This is a genomic window from Pseudomonas sp. GW821-FHT09E12 (assembly GCF_059416085.1).
This window is the reverse complement of sequence record NZ_JBWKOM010000001.1, coordinates 773,817-788,253: the sequence shown is the minus strand read 5'-3', so window position 1 is coordinate 788,253 and position 14,437 is coordinate 773,817. Positions and strand designations below refer to the sequence as shown.

The 14,437-nt window shown below is 65.9% G+C and carries 16 protein-coding genes; 4 read left to right on the top strand and 12 right to left on the bottom strand.

Going from position 1 to position 14,437, the window contains the following annotated elements; all coding sequences use genetic code 11:
* The first annotated feature begins 192 nt into the window (after positions 1-192).
* Positions 193-426, top strand: coding sequence for a DUF465 domain-containing protein (locus AC07PQ_RS03535; protein WP_007932361.1), 234 nt, complete (start codon positions 193-195; stop codon positions 424-426).
* A gap of 175 nt (positions 427-601) precedes the next feature.
* On the opposite strand, the gene AC07PQ_RS03530 is transcribed toward AC07PQ_RS03535, so the two are convergent.
* The 3 genes from AC07PQ_RS03530 to AC07PQ_RS03520 form a co-directional block, all read right to left on the bottom strand.
* On the bottom strand, positions 602-739 hold the full coding sequence (locus AC07PQ_RS03530) for a PA0050 family protein (RefSeq protein WP_007932359.1): 138 nt from the start codon (positions 737-739) through the stop codon (positions 602-604).
* Positions 740-878: 139 nt separating this feature from the next.
* Complete coding sequence (locus tag AC07PQ_RS03525; RefSeq protein WP_493184422.1) at positions 879-1,988, bottom strand: SMP-30/gluconolactonase/LRE family protein; 1,110 nt, start codon at positions 1,986-1,988, stop codon at positions 879-881.
* 24 nt (positions 1,989-2,012) lie between these two features.
* Positions 2,013-3,182 carry an SRPBCC family protein gene (locus AC07PQ_RS03520; protein ID WP_493184423.1) on the bottom strand — a complete coding sequence of 390 codons (1,170 nt, stop codon included), beginning with the start codon at positions 3,180-3,182 and terminating at the stop codon, positions 2,013-2,015.
* A gap of 94 nt (positions 3,183-3,276) precedes the next feature.
* Here AC07PQ_RS03520 and bsrA point away from each other — a divergent pair, with 94 nt between their 5' ends.
* Both bsrA and AC07PQ_RS03510 read left to right on the top strand, forming a co-directional pair.
* A complete protein-coding gene (gene bsrA, locus AC07PQ_RS03515; protein ID WP_007932353.1) occupies positions 3,277-4,215 on the top strand; it encodes a LysR family transcriptional regulator BsrA in 939 nt (312 codons plus the stop codon).
* A 124-nt stretch (positions 4,216-4,339) separates the two neighbouring features.
* Positions 4,340-4,966, top strand: coding sequence for a thiol:disulfide interchange protein DsbA/DsbL (locus AC07PQ_RS03510; protein ID WP_101338418.1), 627 nt, complete (start codon positions 4,340-4,342; stop codon positions 4,964-4,966).
* A gap of 108 nt (positions 4,967-5,074) precedes the next feature.
* Here AC07PQ_RS03510 and AC07PQ_RS03505 read toward each other — a convergent pair whose 3' ends face one another.
* From AC07PQ_RS03505 to AC07PQ_RS03470, 8 genes are all read right to left on the bottom strand, one after another.
* Entirely contained in the window at positions 5,075-6,487 is a 1,413-nt protein-coding gene (locus AC07PQ_RS03505) for an amidase (RefSeq protein WP_007932347.1), read from the bottom strand.
* Entirely contained in the window at positions 6,484-7,764 is a 1,281-nt protein-coding gene (locus tag AC07PQ_RS03500; RefSeq protein ID WP_087091543.1) for a Zn-dependent hydrolase, read from the bottom strand. Before AC07PQ_RS03500 ends, AC07PQ_RS03505 begins: the two co-directional genes overlap by 4 nt.
* Before the next feature lie 13 nt (positions 7,765-7,777).
* Entirely contained in the window at positions 7,778-8,473 is a 696-nt protein-coding gene (locus tag AC07PQ_RS03495) for an ABC transporter ATP-binding protein (protein WP_007932342.1), read from the bottom strand.
* Entirely contained in the window at positions 8,473-9,225 is a 753-nt protein-coding gene (locus AC07PQ_RS03490; RefSeq protein WP_007932340.1) for an ABC transporter ATP-binding protein, read from the bottom strand. The genes AC07PQ_RS03495 and AC07PQ_RS03490 overlap by 1 nt, the downstream gene beginning before the upstream one ends.
* Positions 9,222-10,232 (bottom strand): branched-chain amino acid ABC transporter permease, encoded by a 1,011-nt coding sequence (locus tag AC07PQ_RS03485; protein ID WP_007932339.1) that lies wholly within the window; start codon positions 10,230-10,232, stop codon positions 9,222-9,224. The genes AC07PQ_RS03490 and AC07PQ_RS03485 overlap by 4 nt, the downstream gene beginning before the upstream one ends.
* A gap of 2 nt (positions 10,233-10,234) precedes the next feature.
* Entirely contained in the window at positions 10,235-11,095 is an 861-nt protein-coding gene (locus tag AC07PQ_RS03480; RefSeq protein ID WP_009044477.1) for a branched-chain amino acid ABC transporter permease, read from the bottom strand.
* An 81-nt stretch (positions 11,096-11,176) separates the two neighbouring features.
* Positions 11,177-12,379, bottom strand: coding sequence for an ABC transporter substrate-binding protein (locus tag AC07PQ_RS03475; protein WP_493184424.1), 1,203 nt, complete (start codon positions 12,377-12,379; stop codon positions 11,177-11,179).
* A gap of 112 nt (positions 12,380-12,491) precedes the next feature.
* The gene (locus AC07PQ_RS03470) at positions 12,492-13,262 is read right to left on the bottom strand and encodes a FadR/GntR family transcriptional regulator (RefSeq protein ID WP_085534255.1); all 771 of its coding nucleotides are present in this window, start codon (positions 13,260-13,262) and stop codon (positions 12,492-12,494) included.
* Between the two features lie 216 nt (positions 13,263-13,478).
* Here AC07PQ_RS03470 and AC07PQ_RS03465 point away from each other — a divergent pair, with 216 nt between their 5' ends.
* Positions 13,479-13,883, top strand: coding sequence for a DUF488 domain-containing protein (locus AC07PQ_RS03465; RefSeq protein ID WP_007932335.1), 405 nt, complete (start codon positions 13,479-13,481; stop codon positions 13,881-13,883).
* A 12-nt stretch (positions 13,884-13,895) separates the two neighbouring features.
* Here AC07PQ_RS03465 and AC07PQ_RS03460 read toward each other — a convergent pair whose 3' ends face one another.
* Positions 13,896-14,363: a hypothetical protein gene (locus AC07PQ_RS03460; RefSeq protein ID WP_493184425.1), complete on the bottom strand. Its 468-nt coding sequence runs from the start codon at positions 14,361-14,363 to the stop codon at positions 13,896-13,898.
* Between the last annotated feature and the right edge of the window lie 74 nt (positions 14,364-14,437).

Here is a 14,437-nt window from a genome sequence, read left to right as displayed (position 1 = left end):
ACCCTCCGCGGGGCTTCGCTCGTGGCGGGTTGTGAGGCGGGCGGTGGGGCGCGGGAAATGTCGCTGAAGGCGACGAACGGTTAGCGCTGTGGTCTGATTGACGGTCGACAGACAGCGGTGGTGGAGGTCATTCTGGTAACTGGCGAGTGCCTGTAAGTGCGCTTGCTACCGATCAACAAACGGAGGTGTTTCATGCCGGTGCCCCATGACCTGTATCAGGACCTGAGCTACAGCAAAGAAGACATTCAACAGCGCCGGGCCAGTGACCCGCACTTGAATGCCTTGTTCGACAAATACTCCAGCATTGATGATCAGGTGCTCAAAGCGGAGGCCGCGGCGGCCGCTGACGAGGAGCTGAAACGACTCAAGGAAAAGCGGCTGCTGATCAAGGACGAAATCTCCGAGAAGCTGACTGCCCGCTTCTGACCCCGACCCTGTTCTGAGCGAGATGTCCCGAGGCTTCGGGCGTCTCGCCAGGTTCTACGCAATCCAGAGCATTGGCTGCTCTTTCCGCTATTTGCCCGTTTACTCCCCTGTATCGACCCGCACCCTTGGCGAGACGCGCCCGAGTCGGGCGCGCCTGTTTCAGCGCCTGCCTGCCTCAAGGGCACTCGCAGGTGCTCGGGCCGAATACCGGGCCTGCGCAGGGATCCTCGGACGGTCCGAACACCGGGCACGCGGCCAGCGCCGACAGGGATGAAGTGAGCAGCAGGGAAGCCAGGAGGATTTTGATTTTCATGGGGGATCCACTTTCAATGTGATGGGAATCAATCGGATTCGATTGTTTGTCTTTCCTTGGTGGGCGCCGGTGACGGCGCCGCGCGGGACAGCTTAGATCAGAATCTGGCGAGCATGCCGGTGCCCATGCCGTTATCGCATCAAGGCGCCTTTGACAGCGCGACGCTCAGCGGCAGGCGCGCCATATGCGTGGCCTTGAGCGAGCCGAAGTACAGCGCGTCGCCGTATTCGCGCACCGTGGTGATCGGCGCGTAGTTGCCGGCGCTGGCGTCCTGCAGGTTGGCGATGACCTGGCCCTGGGTATCCAGGCCGAGGGCGAAGCCGCGTTTTTCCACCGGCTTGGGCAGCACGGTCATGGCCCGCACGATCATCTTGCGCACCAGCGGGTAGGGCGCGGTGCCGTCCAGCAGGACATTGCGCGGGGCGTAGAGCGCCACCCAGAAACGCCCCTGGCCGTTGAAGCTGAGGTTGTCCGGCAGCCCCGGCAGGTTGTCGATGAACAGGTCGTGGGTGCCGGCCTTGGCGCCGCTGAGCCAGTAGCGGCTGATCCGGTAGGCGCCGGTTTCGTTGACCAGCACATAGGCTTCCTGGGGCCCGAGGGCGACGCCGTTGGCGAACTCCAGGCCGTCCAGCAACTGTTCTGTCTGGCCGGTCTGGAAATCATAGCGCAGCAGGCGCCCGTCGCCGCCGTGCTCGATCACCGCCTCGCCATCCTGGCCGTAGCCCCAGCGGCTGGTGGCGTCGCTGAAGTAGGCATAACGCCCGGCGGCGTCCACCGCCACGTCGTCGGTAAAACCGAAGGGCAGGCCGTTGGCGGAGGTGGTGAGGGTGCTCAGTTGGCCCTTGGCGTCCAGCGCCAGCAGGCCCTTGACCGCGTCGGCGATGATCAGCCGGCCATCCGGATGCCGGGCCAGGCCCAGGGGGCGTCCGCCGGTATGGGCCAGTACCTGCAGGGTGCTGCCGTCCAGGGCGGTGCGGATCACCCGCCCGTCATGCAGGCCGCTGATCAGCGAGCCATCCTCTAGCAACAGGGCTTCCGGCCCGTCGATATTCAGCGCGCCCACCGTCTGCACGCCCTTGAGTTTCTGGTTTTCGGCGTACAGGCCGCTCTTCAGCGAAGGCGCCACCGGCGGGGTCCAGGCCAATGGCTGGACCTTGGTCGGCATCAGCAGCAGAAAGGCGCCGATGGCGATGACCACGACCAACAGCAGATGGCGAAACTTGATCCGACGGGGTGCGACGGGCTTCATTGAGGGCGGCTCCTGGTGATGGGTTCAGGTCGCGCTCTGCGGCGCGACGTCGGCGCCCCGGGGAATCGCCCGTTGTGCCATCTCGCACAAGGCTAGCAGGGAGTCGGCGGACTCCCGTTCTATCCGCCTGCTGAATAGCAGGCGATTGCCCAGGCGCATCAGCAAGCCGTCGAAGCGGTATTCCAGGGTGCGGATAAAGCGCGTGCGGTGGGCGTCCAGCGCCTGGCACTCGTAGGTCACCACCAACTCCAGGCCATGATCGCCCTTGGCCGCGGCGCTCCAGCGATGCCCGGGCAGGTACTCGTCGACTCGCCAGCTCAGGTGCCCGCTGCGCCCGCCGGCGTGGATGTCTTCCTCGAAGCGCGCGCCGGCGGGCAGGGCCCCGGCCGGACCCTGGACCTTCAGCGACGAGGGGTGCCACTCCGGCCAGCGGCTGGAGGCGCAGGCGTAGTCGAGCAGGGCCACCGGGTTGCGCGGAATATCGATCTGATGCTGCATGCAGGTCATGGACGAGGACCTTGTCGATAGAGAGGAGGTGGTGGGTTCCGGCTCCCAGTACAGGGTGCCGAACAGGTAATCCATCAGCGGCAGGACGATGTTGAAATTGCGCTCCTGCATCAGCTCGCGACGGTGATGCAACTCATGCAGGCGGCGCATCTGGCGGATCCACGGCAGCCGTGCCAGCGGGTGCTCGGCCGGCAGGTGTTCGCAGGCATGGAACACCTCGTAGGCCAGGTAACCGATCAGGGTGCAGCTGGCGAACAGCGCCGCGACATTGGCATTCCAGAACTTCAGCAGCCACCACAGCGGCAGGGCGAACAGCAGGCTGTGGACCACGATCAGCCAGGCCGGAAACAGGATCACCCGCCAGTCCCGGGGGCCGTCGTAGGTCATGTGTCCGGGCACGAAGAAACTGTGGTGATCGCCGCTGTGGCGGGCGTAGAACATCCGCGCGAAGGCCTGCTTGTGGTGGCCCAGCCAACGGTGCACGACGTAGATGCACAGGTTGAAGAACAGCAGCGCCACTGGCACCGCCAGCCACTCCAGGGGCTGTACCTGGTGCAGGGTGCTCCACAGCAGGGCGATGCACGCCATGCCATAGGCCAGCACGAAACCGCCGTGCAGCCACGGGTTGTAGCGCGGATGAACCGCGGCGCGGTAACGCTCGCGAAATGCCAGGGTGGTTTGCCTCAAGGCCGTTCTCCTGTGGGTTTTATTGTTCTTGTTGACAGAAGATTAGTCCTGCTCGAATTATCCAGCTAATGGATATTCGGAATGGGCATTATTCATGAAGCTGAATTTGCGGCACCTGGATCTCAACCTGCTCTTGGTGTTCGACGCGCTGATGCAGGAGCAGAACCTGTCCCGCGCGGCGGTGCGCCTGAACCTCAGCCAGCCGGCCGTGAGCAACGCCCTGGCGCGCCTGCGCAGCCAGCTCGACGAGCCGCTGTTCATCCGCACCGCCCGGGGCATGCAGCCCACGCCGCGGGCCCATGTACTGCACGGTTCGGTGCGCCAGGCCCTGCGGCTGCTGCAGGAAGGCCTGGACCCGGGCAGCGAGTTCGACCCGGCGGCGGCCGACCAGACCTTTACCCTGTCGATGAACGACTACGCCCAGGCGCGCCTGTTGCCGGCGCTGTCGCGGCGCCTGCAAAGCGCCGCGCCCAAGGTGCGCCTGGCGGTGCGCAGCGATGCCGCCGACTCCCTGCCGGCCTGGCTGACCACCGGGATGCTCGACCTGGCGGTGGACTACCTGTACTTCGACGACCCCGACCTCTGCTACCAGCCGCTGCTGGAAGAACAGCTGGTGGTGATCGGCCGTATCGACCACCCGGCCTTCGAGCCGCAGCTCGGCCTCAAGGCCTATGAGCAGAGTCGGCACGTGGCGATTCCGGACCGGGGCGGGCGCGGCTCGCCGCTGGAGATCGTCCTCGGTTCGGCCAAGGTCCAGCGCCATGTGCAGCTGTTCGTCCCGCATTACCTGAGCATTCCCTTGATCGTCGCCCAGTCGGATTTGCTGGGCACGGTGCCGCGGCGCCTGGCGGAGCACTTCTGCGCGCTGATGCCGATCCGCATCGCCGAGCTGCCCTTGGTGGCGCCGCCGGTGCAGGTCAGCCTGATCTGGCATCGCCAGCAGGAGCGGGTGCCGGGGCATCGCTGGCTGCGCGAGGAAATCATCGCCCTGGCCGCCCGGTTCGCGCAGCAGCCGGAGCTGTCCGGGCGTTGATGACAAAAAACCAACAAAAGATTGGGACTGGTCCAATTGGCACCGCGGACACCGCCTGTATCCTTTGGGGCCCGCTTGACGAGCAGCCGTGCTGACTCAGAGGCGTCAACCCATTGGAGATTGCATGCGTCACTCGATTCTGAACATTGCCCTGGCAGCCAGCTGCCTCTTTGGCCTGGCCGGGCAGACCGCCATGGCGGCGGTGGATGCCAGCCAGTACGTGGAACTCAAGGATGCCGTGCCGCAGGTCGTGCCCGGCAAGATCGAAGTGGTGGAACTGTTTTCCTACGGCTGCGGCCACTGCTACAACCTCGAAGCCTCGATCAACCCCTGGGCCGCCCAGCTTCCCGAAGACGTGAACTTCGTCAAGCTGCCGGCCATGTTCGGCGGGATCTGGGATGTCTACGGCCAGTTGTACCTGACCCTGGCGACCATGGACGCCAAGCCCGAGGCGCACCACGCGGTATTCGAGGCGATCCACCGCGGCAACCGCCTGAAAACCCCCGAGGCCATGGCCGAGCTGCTCAAAGGCCAGGGCATCGAGCCGGCGAAGTTCCTCGCCACCTACAACTCCTTCGCCGTGCAGGCCAAGGTGATGGACGCGAAAAAACGCACCGCGGCCTACCAGGCCACCGGCGTGCCGTCGCTGGTGGTGGACGGCAAGTACCGCTTCGGCATGACCAACGACGGCGCCAAGGGCCTGTTCGCGGTGGCGGACCAGTTGATCGCCCAGGTGCGGGCAGCAAAATAAGCCCTCGATCCCTTGGCCGCTGTCCAGCCGACGAGGCTCGGCAGCGGCCCAAGGGCATCGAGCGGTAGTCAAAAAGGGCATCGCTAGCGATGCCCCTCATGAGCGCTGTCAGTCCTTGATCCGCGGCGCCTGCGGATGCGGGCTCGGGAACGCCTGCTCATAGGCACGGCACAGGCGCAGCACCTGATCATCGGCAAACCGCGCGCCCACCACCTGCAGGCCCACCGGCAAACCGTCCTCGGCGAAGCCGCACGGCACCGAGGCGGCCGGTTGCTGGGTGAGGTTGAAGGGGTAGCTGAAGGGCGTCCATTCCATCCATTCGCCCAGGCCGGAACCCGGTGGCACGTTGTGCCCGGCGGCGAAGGCGGTGAGCGGCAGCATGGGCGAGACCAGCAGGTCGTAGCGCCTGTGGAACCCGGCCATGTGCGCCACCAGCGCCGCGCGGGCTTCCAGGGCCAGGGTGTAGTCGTGAAGGCTGATGCCTTCACCCTGCCGGGCAATGCGCAGCAGGCCCGGGTCGAGCTGCTGGCGTTGCTCCTGGCTCAGTTGCCCGGCCAGCCGCGCGGCGCCGGCGAACCACAGGGTATTGAACAGTTCCAGCGGGTCGCTGAACCCCGGGTCGACCTGCTCGACATCGGCACCCAGTTGCGCCAGGCGTTCCACCGCCCGGGCCACCACCCGCGCCACCTGTGGCTGCACCTTCACGTAGCCGAAATCGGCGCTGTAGGCGATACGCAGGCCTTTGAGGTCAGTGCTCTGCGGCAACCAGGGCGTGCTGCGTGGGGCCCCGGCAAGGCCGTCGCGGGCATCCGGGCGAGCGACGGTTTGCAGCATCAGCAGCGCATCGTCGACGGTGCGGGTCATCGGCCCCAGGTGCGAGAGGATAGTCATGGCGCTGGCCGGCCACTGCGGCACGTAGCCGAAGGTCGGCTTGATCCCGAAGGTGCCGGTGAAGGCGCAGGGAATGCGGATCGAACCACCGGCATCGCTGCCCTGGTGCAGCACGCCGAGGTTCAGCGAGGCCGCGGCGGCCGCGCCACCGGAGGAGCCACCGGCGGTGGTGCGGGTGTCCCAGGGGTTGCGGGTGATGCCGTACAGCGGGTTGTCGGTCACGCCTTTCCAGCCGAACTCCGGGGTGGTGGTCTTGCCCAGCAGCACCGCGCCGGCGTTGCGCATAAAGGCCGGGAAGGGTGCATCGACGTCCCAGGGGCCGCTGGCGGAGGTGGTTTTCGAGCCCTTGCGGGTGGGCATGCCACGGGTCAGGGTCAGGTCCTTGATCGAGGCCGGCACGCCGTCCAGCGCACCGCAGGGCTGGCCCTTGAACCAGCGCTGCTCGGAGGCTTTTGCCGCGTCCAGCGCGCCTTGCGGGTCGACATGGCAATAGGCGTTGACCTGCGGGTTGAAGCGCTCGATGCGCGCCAGGGCGTCCTCAGTCGCTTCCACCGGCGACAGGCGCTTGTCACGGTAATGGGCGAGCAGTTCGACGCCGCTCATCTCGGCGATTTCGCGGTGTCGGGTCATGCCGTCGCTCCTGCTTGCGCCGCGTTGACCATGGCCCGCAGCAACACGGCGCAACCGTCGGCCAGGTCCTGGGGCGCGGCGTTTTCGATTTCGTTGTGGCTGATGCCGCCTTCGCAGGGCACGAAGATCATTCCGGCCGGGCCCAGCTCGGCGATGAAGATCGCGTCGTGCCCGGCGCCGCTGACGATGTCCATATGGCTCAGGCCCAGCTGTTCGGCGCCCTGGCGTACCGCGGCGACGCAGGCGGGGTCGAAGTCCAGTGGCGGGAAATCGGCGGTGGGGGTCAGTTCGAAGCCCAGGCCGTGCTGCTGGCAGGTGTCCTCGATCACCTGGCGCACCTCGTCGACCATGGCTTGCAGTTTGTCGGCATGCAGGTGGCGCAGGTCGAGGGTCATCTGCACCTGGCCGGGAATCACATTGCGCGAGCCCGGGTGCAGGCTCAGGCAGCCGACCGTGCCACAGGCGTGAGGCTGTTGCTCGTGGGCGATGCGGTTGACCGCGCCGATCACCTGGGCGGCGCCCACCAGGGCATCCTTGCGCAGGTGCATCGGCGTCGGCCCGGCATGGGCCTCGACCCCGGTCAGGGTCAGGTCGAACCACTTCTGGCCGAGGCAGCCCATGACCACGCCAATGGTGGTCTGGCGGTCTTCCAGCACCGGGCCCTGTTCGATGTGCGCCTCGAAATACGCGCCCACCGGATGGCCGAGCACCGCCCGCGAGCCGGCATAACCGATGCGTCGCAACTCGCTGCCCACCGACAGCCCCTGTTCGTCCTGCTTGCGCAGGGTGTCGTCGAGGTCGAACTTACCGGCGAACACCCCCGAGCCCATCATGCACGGCGGGAAGCGCGACCCTTCTTCGTTAGTCCAGACCACCACCTCGATCGGCGCCTCGGTCTGCAGGCCGAGGTCGTTGAGGGTGCGGATCACCTCCAGGCCGGCCATCACCCCGTAGCAACCGTCGAACTTGCCGCCGGTGGGCTGGGTGTCGATATGGCTGCCGGTCATCACTGGCGGCAGCTGCGGGTTACGCCCGGCGCGGCGGGCGAAGATATTGCCGATGCCGTCGATGCTGACGCTGCACCCGGCCTCTTCGCACCAGCGCACGAACAGGTCGCGGGCCTGGCGGTCGAGGTCGGTCAGGGCCAGGCGGCACACGCCGCCCTTGGCGGTGGCGCCCAGCCGCGCGAGGTCCATCAGCGATTGCCAGAGGCGTTCGCGGTTGACCAGCGGGGTGCTGTCTTGCAACGGGGGTACGGACACAATCGGACGGTTCATTTCATCTCTCCCCTCAGGCGCTCAGGGCCAGGTAGCGGTTCTTGATGCTCGGGTCGGCGCGGAAGTCGGCGGCGCTGCCCTGGTAGACCACACGACCCTGTTCGAGGACGTAATGGCGGTCGGCGAGCTTGTCGCAGACCATCAGGTTCTGTTCCACCAGCAGCACCGGCAGGCCGTCGTCCTTGATCTTGCGCAGGATCTTCACCAGCTCGTCGACGATCACCGGGGCCAGACCTTCGGTGGGTTCGTCGAGAATCAGCAGCTTGGGATCGTTGAGCAGGGCACGGGCGATGGCGAGCATCTGCTGCTCGCCGCCGGACAGCGCGTGGCCGGCGTTTTTGCGCCGCTCCTTGAGGCGCGGGAACATGCCGTAGACATCCTCCAGCTGCCAGCGGCTGCTCTTGCGCTGGGCGATGCGCAGGTTTTCCTCGACGCTGAGCAGGCGGAAGATGCCGCGGTGTTCCGGCACCAGCGCCAGGCCCTGGCGGGCGATCTCGAAGATCTTCTTGCCCACCAGCTCCTGGCCGTTGAAGCGGATCTGCCCCTGGCGCGGGCAGATGATCCCGAGGATGCTGCGCAGGGTCGTGGTCTTGCCCGCGCCGTTGCGCCCCAGCAGGGTCACCAGCTCGCCGGCGTCGACCTGCAGCGAGACGCCTTCGAGGACGTGGCTCTTGTCGTAGTAGGAATGGATATTCTCGACGGTCAGCATCAGGCGGCTTCTCCCAGGTAGGCGATGCGCACGCGCTCGTCGGCGCGGACGAATTGCGGTGTGCCCTCGACCAGGATCTGGCCGTGGCTCATGACGGTGATGCGTTGGCTGATGGACATGACGATGCTCATGTTGTGTTCGATCAGCAGCACCGTGTGGTCGCGGCCCAGGTCGCTGATCAGCTGGGTCATGATCGGGATGTCGTCGATGCCCATGCCGGAGGTCGGCTCGTCGAGCATCAGCAGTTTCGGCCTGGAGCAGATCGACATGCCGACTTCCAGCACCCGCTGCTGGCCGTGGGACAGTTCGCCGGCGAGGGTGTCGGCGCGTGCCGTCAGTTGCAGGCGTTCGAGCACCTGGTCGGCCATCTCCAGGTGTTCGCGGCGGCTGTCGACGTGGCGCCAGAAGTTCAGCGCCGCCAGGCCATCGCGGCCCTGGGCGGCCAGGCGCAGGTTTTCCCGCACGCTGAGGTTCTGGAACAGGCTGGTCAGTTGGAACGAACGGGCCATGCCCAGACCGACCCGGCCGTGGGCCGGTTTCTTGATGATGTTCTTGCCGTTGAACAGGATCGCCCCGGCGGTGGCCTGACGTTCGCCGGTCAGGCAGTGGAACAGGCTGGTCTTGCCGGCACCGTTGGGGCCGATGATGGTGTGGATGGTGCCGGCCTCGACCTTCAGGTTGACGCCGTTGACCGCGTGGAAGGCGCCATAGGCCAGCTCCAGGTCCTGGGTTTGCAGCAGGTACTGCGTCATGACAGTTTCTCCTCGGTCGGCAGGGCCGCCTTGCGTGGCCCCCGGATGCGTTCGAACAGGCTCGACAAGCCGCCCCACAAACCGCCGCGCATGAACACCACCACCAGGATCAGGATGATCCCCAGCAGCATCAGCCAGCGTGGCCAGAGGTCGGACAGGAACTCGCCGAGCAGCACGATGGAACCGGCGCCCAGCAGGGAGCCGAACAGCGAGCCGGTGCCGCCGACTATGGTCATGATCAGGATGTTTTCCGACATCGCCAGGTCGATGTTCGACAGCGGCACGAAATGCAGGAGCATGGCGTACAGCGCCCCGGCGATCCCGGTGACTGCGCCGGACAGCATGAACACCAGGATCTTGAAGTGCCGGGTGTCGTAGCCGATGGCGGCGGCGCGGGTTTCGTTCTCGCGGATCGCCATCAGCGTGCTGCCGAACGGCGAGGCGATCACCCGGCGCGCGCCGATGAAGATCAGCAGGAACAGCACCGCGACAAAGGCGTAGAAGTAGCGCGCGTCGCCGAGCGACAGCAGCACGCTGTCGCCGAGGCGGATCTCCGGGCGCGGCACGCTGAGCAGGCCGTTGTCGCCGCCGGTCCAGTCGCTCAGGGTGTAGGCGATGAAGTAGGCCATCTGGCTGAAGGCCAGGGTCAGCATCACGAAGTAGATGCCGGTGCGCCGGATCGCCAGGGCGCCCACCAGCAACGCCAGCAGCGCGCCCACCAGGGCCGCGCCGAACAGGGCGCTGAACAGGCCCAGCTGCAGGTGGATCATCAGCAGCGCGGCGCAGTAGGCCCCGGCGCCGAAGAAGATGCCCTGGCCGAACGACAGCAGACCGGTGTAGCCCAGCAGCAGGTTACAGGCCAGCGCCGCGAGGGCGAAGATCAGGATCTCGGTGGCCAGGGTCGCCGACGGCAGCACCAGCGGCAGGCCGATCAGTACCGCGACCACCAGCCACGGCAGGGCGCGCGACTGGGTCTTGGCGAACGGCAGGGGATTTTTCTCGCTCATGTTCATGCTCTCCCGAACAGGCCGTAGGGACGGACCAGAATCACCGCCGCCATGGCGCCGTAGATCATCAGGCTGGCGCCTTGCGGCCAGAGGGTGGTCATCAGGCTCTGCACCACGCCCACCAGCAGGCCGCCCACCAGCGCGCCGCTGAACGAACCCATGCCGCCGATCACCACCACCACGAAGGCCACCCCGAGGATTTCCGGGCCGACAAAGGGCTGGGCGCCACGCAATGGGGCGAACAGCACCCCGGCAATCCCGGCCAGGGCCACGCCGAGGGCGAAGGTCATGGAGAACAGGCGAAAGATGTTGGTGCCCAGCAGCGACACGGTCTCGGTGCTTTCGCTGCCGGCGCGCACCAGGGCGCCGAAGCGCGTGCGCTCCAGCAGCAGCCACAGCGCCAGCCCGACCAGCGCCGAGAAGACGATGAGGAACAGGCGGTAGTAGGGGTAGACGAAGTCGCCGACGATCAGCACGCCGCGCAGCAGTTCCGGCACCGCGACGCTTTTGCCGACGGGGCCCCAGATCAGCACGCTGGCTTCCTGGATGATCAGCGCGATGCCCAGGGTCACCAGGATCTGGAAGGTGTGGGGCAGGTGGTAGATGCGCTGGATCAATAATCGCTCGATGGCCCAGGCCAGGGCCGCGACCACCAGCGGCGCGACCAGCAGCGCCAGCCAGAAGCTGCCGGTGAGGCTGACGGCGGTGTAGCAGATGTAGGCCCCGAGCAGGAAGAACGCGCCGTGGGCGAAGTTGACGAAGTTCAGCAGGCCGAAAATGATCGTCAGGCCCACTGCGATCAGGAAGTAGATCATCCCCAGGCCGAGGCCGTTGAGGATCTGGAACAGGTAAAGATTGAGCATGCGGGTACCCTCGGCAGGGGGCCGGCGACTGTCGTCGGGCGGCCCGCTGCCTCTAGCCAGCGATGAAAAGGTCGGTCGGGGTCAGGCCAGGTTGCAGCCGGTGGCGCCGACATCCGGGAACGAGCGCCCGGAGCTGAGCACTTCGGCCAGGTCGTCCTTGTCGCGCATGTTGGCCGTGGCCTTGCCCTGCAGCAGGTAGTAATCCTTGATCACCTGATGGTCGCCGGCGCGGATGCTTTCCTCGCCGGTCGGGCCCTGGTACGTCAGGCCTTGCATGGCCTTGGCCACGGTCGCGCCGTCGAAACTGCCGGTGGCGACTATGGTGTCGAGCATGATCCGGGTGCCGATGTAGTCGGCGGCCAGCGGGTAGGTGGGGTTGATGCCGTACTTGGCCTGGGTCAGCTTGACCAGCTCGCGGTTGAGCGGGGTGTCGACCTGGTGCCAGTACTGCGCGCCGAGGTAGACGCCTTCGAGCACGTCGCTGCCCAGTTCCTGGAACTGGTCGAGCCCGGCGGACCACACCAGCAGCACTTTCATGCGTTCCTTGATGCCGAAGTTGACCGCCTGGCGCAGGGCGTTGGAGGACTGGCTGCCGAAGTTGAGCAGCACCAGCACGTCGGGCTGGGTGGCGATGGCGTTGGTCAGGTAGCCGGAGAATTCCTGCTCCTGCAACGAGTGATAGCTGTTGCCGACGTGCTCGATGCCATGCTCGGCGCAGACCTGTCTGGCGCCTTCCAGCAGTGCTTCGCCGAATACGTATTGCGGGGTGATGGTGTACCAGCGCTTGGCCTCGGGCAGGCGCTTGATCAGCGGCACCATGGTTTCGCGAATGGCGCCGTAGGTCGGCACCGACCAGCGAAAGGTCGAGGCATTGCAGTCCTTGCCGGTGACTTCGTCGGCGCCCACCGGGGTCATGAACACGCCATTGACCTTGCCCACCTCCTTGGCCACCGCCAGCGCCGAAGACGACAGGGTGCAGCCCTGGAAGAATCGCGCGCCGTCCTGGGCAATCGCCTCCTGCACCTTGCGCACCGCCTTGCCGGCGTTGCCTTCGGTGTCGATCACCTTGTAGTTCAGCGGGCGGCCGAGCAGGGTCGGGTACTGTTCCACCGCCAGGCGCGAGCCCATGTCGGCGAACTTGCCGTAGCTGGCGAAGGCTCCGGACATCGACTTGAGCCCGTAGAAGGTAAAGGGTTCGGCGGCAAAGGCGTTGCGCACCCCCAGCGGAAGGCTGAGGCCTGCGGCAACGGTCAGACTGGCTTTCAACAACGTACGACGCTGCATGGGGTAACTCCCTGGTTTAGTTATTGGCAGGAGTGGCAATGGCAAAACGGCGCAGCAGCCTGTGTTCAGGCTTTGTTATTGGCGAAGCGGCGTGTGGCGGGTGCGGCGGTTATCAATGGTGGTGGTCGAACTCCAGCAGGAAGTGTTGGGTGACCTCGCCCTCGAGGGCGCTCATATGGTGTTCGGCGTCGCACATGTGTTCGTGCATCAGCTGGCGTACCGCGGTTTCGTCCTCGGCTTTGAAGGCCAGCAACAGGCGCTTGTGGTAATCGAGGTTGGCGGCGTCGAACTGCTTGCGCTTGGGCTTGTAGGCCTTCTTCAGCACCACCAGGTCGCGCAGCAGGTCGTTGAGGAACTGCGCCATGAAACTCAGCAGCGGGTTGGGGCAGGCGCGGCCCAGCAGGTTGTGGAATTCCAGCTCGGCGATGCGCTGTTCGCGCTGGCCGGCCTCGCTGTCTTCCGGGGCGCTGCAGAAGTCGATATTGGCCTGCAGCGCTGCAAAGTCGTCGGCGCTCAGGCGGCCAATCACCGACACCGCCAGCTCTACCTCGATGACCTTGCGCAGCTGGTACACCTGCTCACCGTCCATCTGCTGGAAGTGCAGGTAATTGCGCAGGGCGCGGCTCGCCGGTTCGGTGCCGGCCTGGTTCAGGTAGGCGCCGCCGCTGGGGCCGGTGCGGGTATTGACCAGCCCTTCGACCTCCAGCGCCTTGAGCGCTTCGCGGGCCGAACCCTTGGAACACTGGAAGCTTTCCATCAGCTCGCGCTCGGTCGGCAAGCGATCGCCGGGACGCAGGGCGTTGATCACAATGGAACGCTTGACCGACTCGACAATCACGTCGGAAAGCTTCTGGCGTTTGCGGCGAACAGGTCGTTTGAGCATGTTTTCGATTTATCGTATTAATGCGGATAAATAGTACTTAATAGGGCTGGGCCCGCTGCGTCAATCGTCCTGGGGGCGAGGTGTCGTTTTCGATGTGGGAGGGTCGTAATCAGAACCAGGGTGAGTGGCGGCGGGGCACTTGTCGAAGGTCCTCCATCCTGTGTCCAGCCACTAAGCTGATGGCAGGCCATGCGCTGCCATAGACGGGAGGAAATCATGATTCTGTGCAAACGCGCCTACGAGCCGGCGAGCCCCGACGACGGCTATCGGGTGCTGGTGGACCGCCTGTGGCCGCGCAACTGTCGCAAGGACCGGTTGCCGCTGGATGAGTGGTTGAAAGACCTGGCGCCGTCCAGCGGATTGCGTCGCGCCTTCAAGTCCGGCGAGCTGGATTTCGCCACCTTCCGCAACCGTTACCGCCAGGAACTGGCGGCCCGCCCCGAGCATTGGTGGGCGTTGCTGGAACGTGCGCAAAAGGGCCGCCTGACCCTGGTGTACTCGGCCCACGATGAAGCGCACAACAATGCCCGGGTGCTGGCCGAGTGGCTGGAGGACGAGCTGGACCGCCAGGGCGAGGGCAGTTCGCCGGTGTGCTATGCGCACCTGTCGCCGCCTGAGTGAAGGTGTTGCGCTTCAGGGCTGCTTCAACATCACATAGGCTTCGCCGCCGCGCCGGTCGTGCATCAGCAGGAAGGTCTGCTGGTCGAGGGTGATTTTCGCCGGCAGGTGCTGTGCCACCGGGGTGCTGGAGAACTGCTCGGCCAGCTTGAGAAATTGCACGGTCAGGGTCTTGTCCCGCTGCGCCGGCGTGGTCACCGCGCATTGCTTGCCTTTCTGCACCTGGACCCCAAGGCTGTGGTCCGGCCTGAGCCCCATCCGCGCGTACCCGGCATTGTCCAGCCTGGCGATGCCATAGGCCTTGGCCGCGCTGTCGGCCCCGGCGAAGGAGGGCGCGGACTTCAGGCAGATATCGCGAAAAGCCAGCACGCCTTCGGCGATGGCCGCCGCTTCCTTGTCGATGACTTCGGGCGGGCTGGCGCAGCCGGCCAACAGGGCCAGGGCCAGGGCCAGGCTCAAAGGGCTCAGGATCGCGCGGTTCATCGGACCTCCCAGGCATTCACGGGGCATGCTTATAGCCTAGCCAAGCTTCTGCCTGCGGGAGGACCTGGGTGATG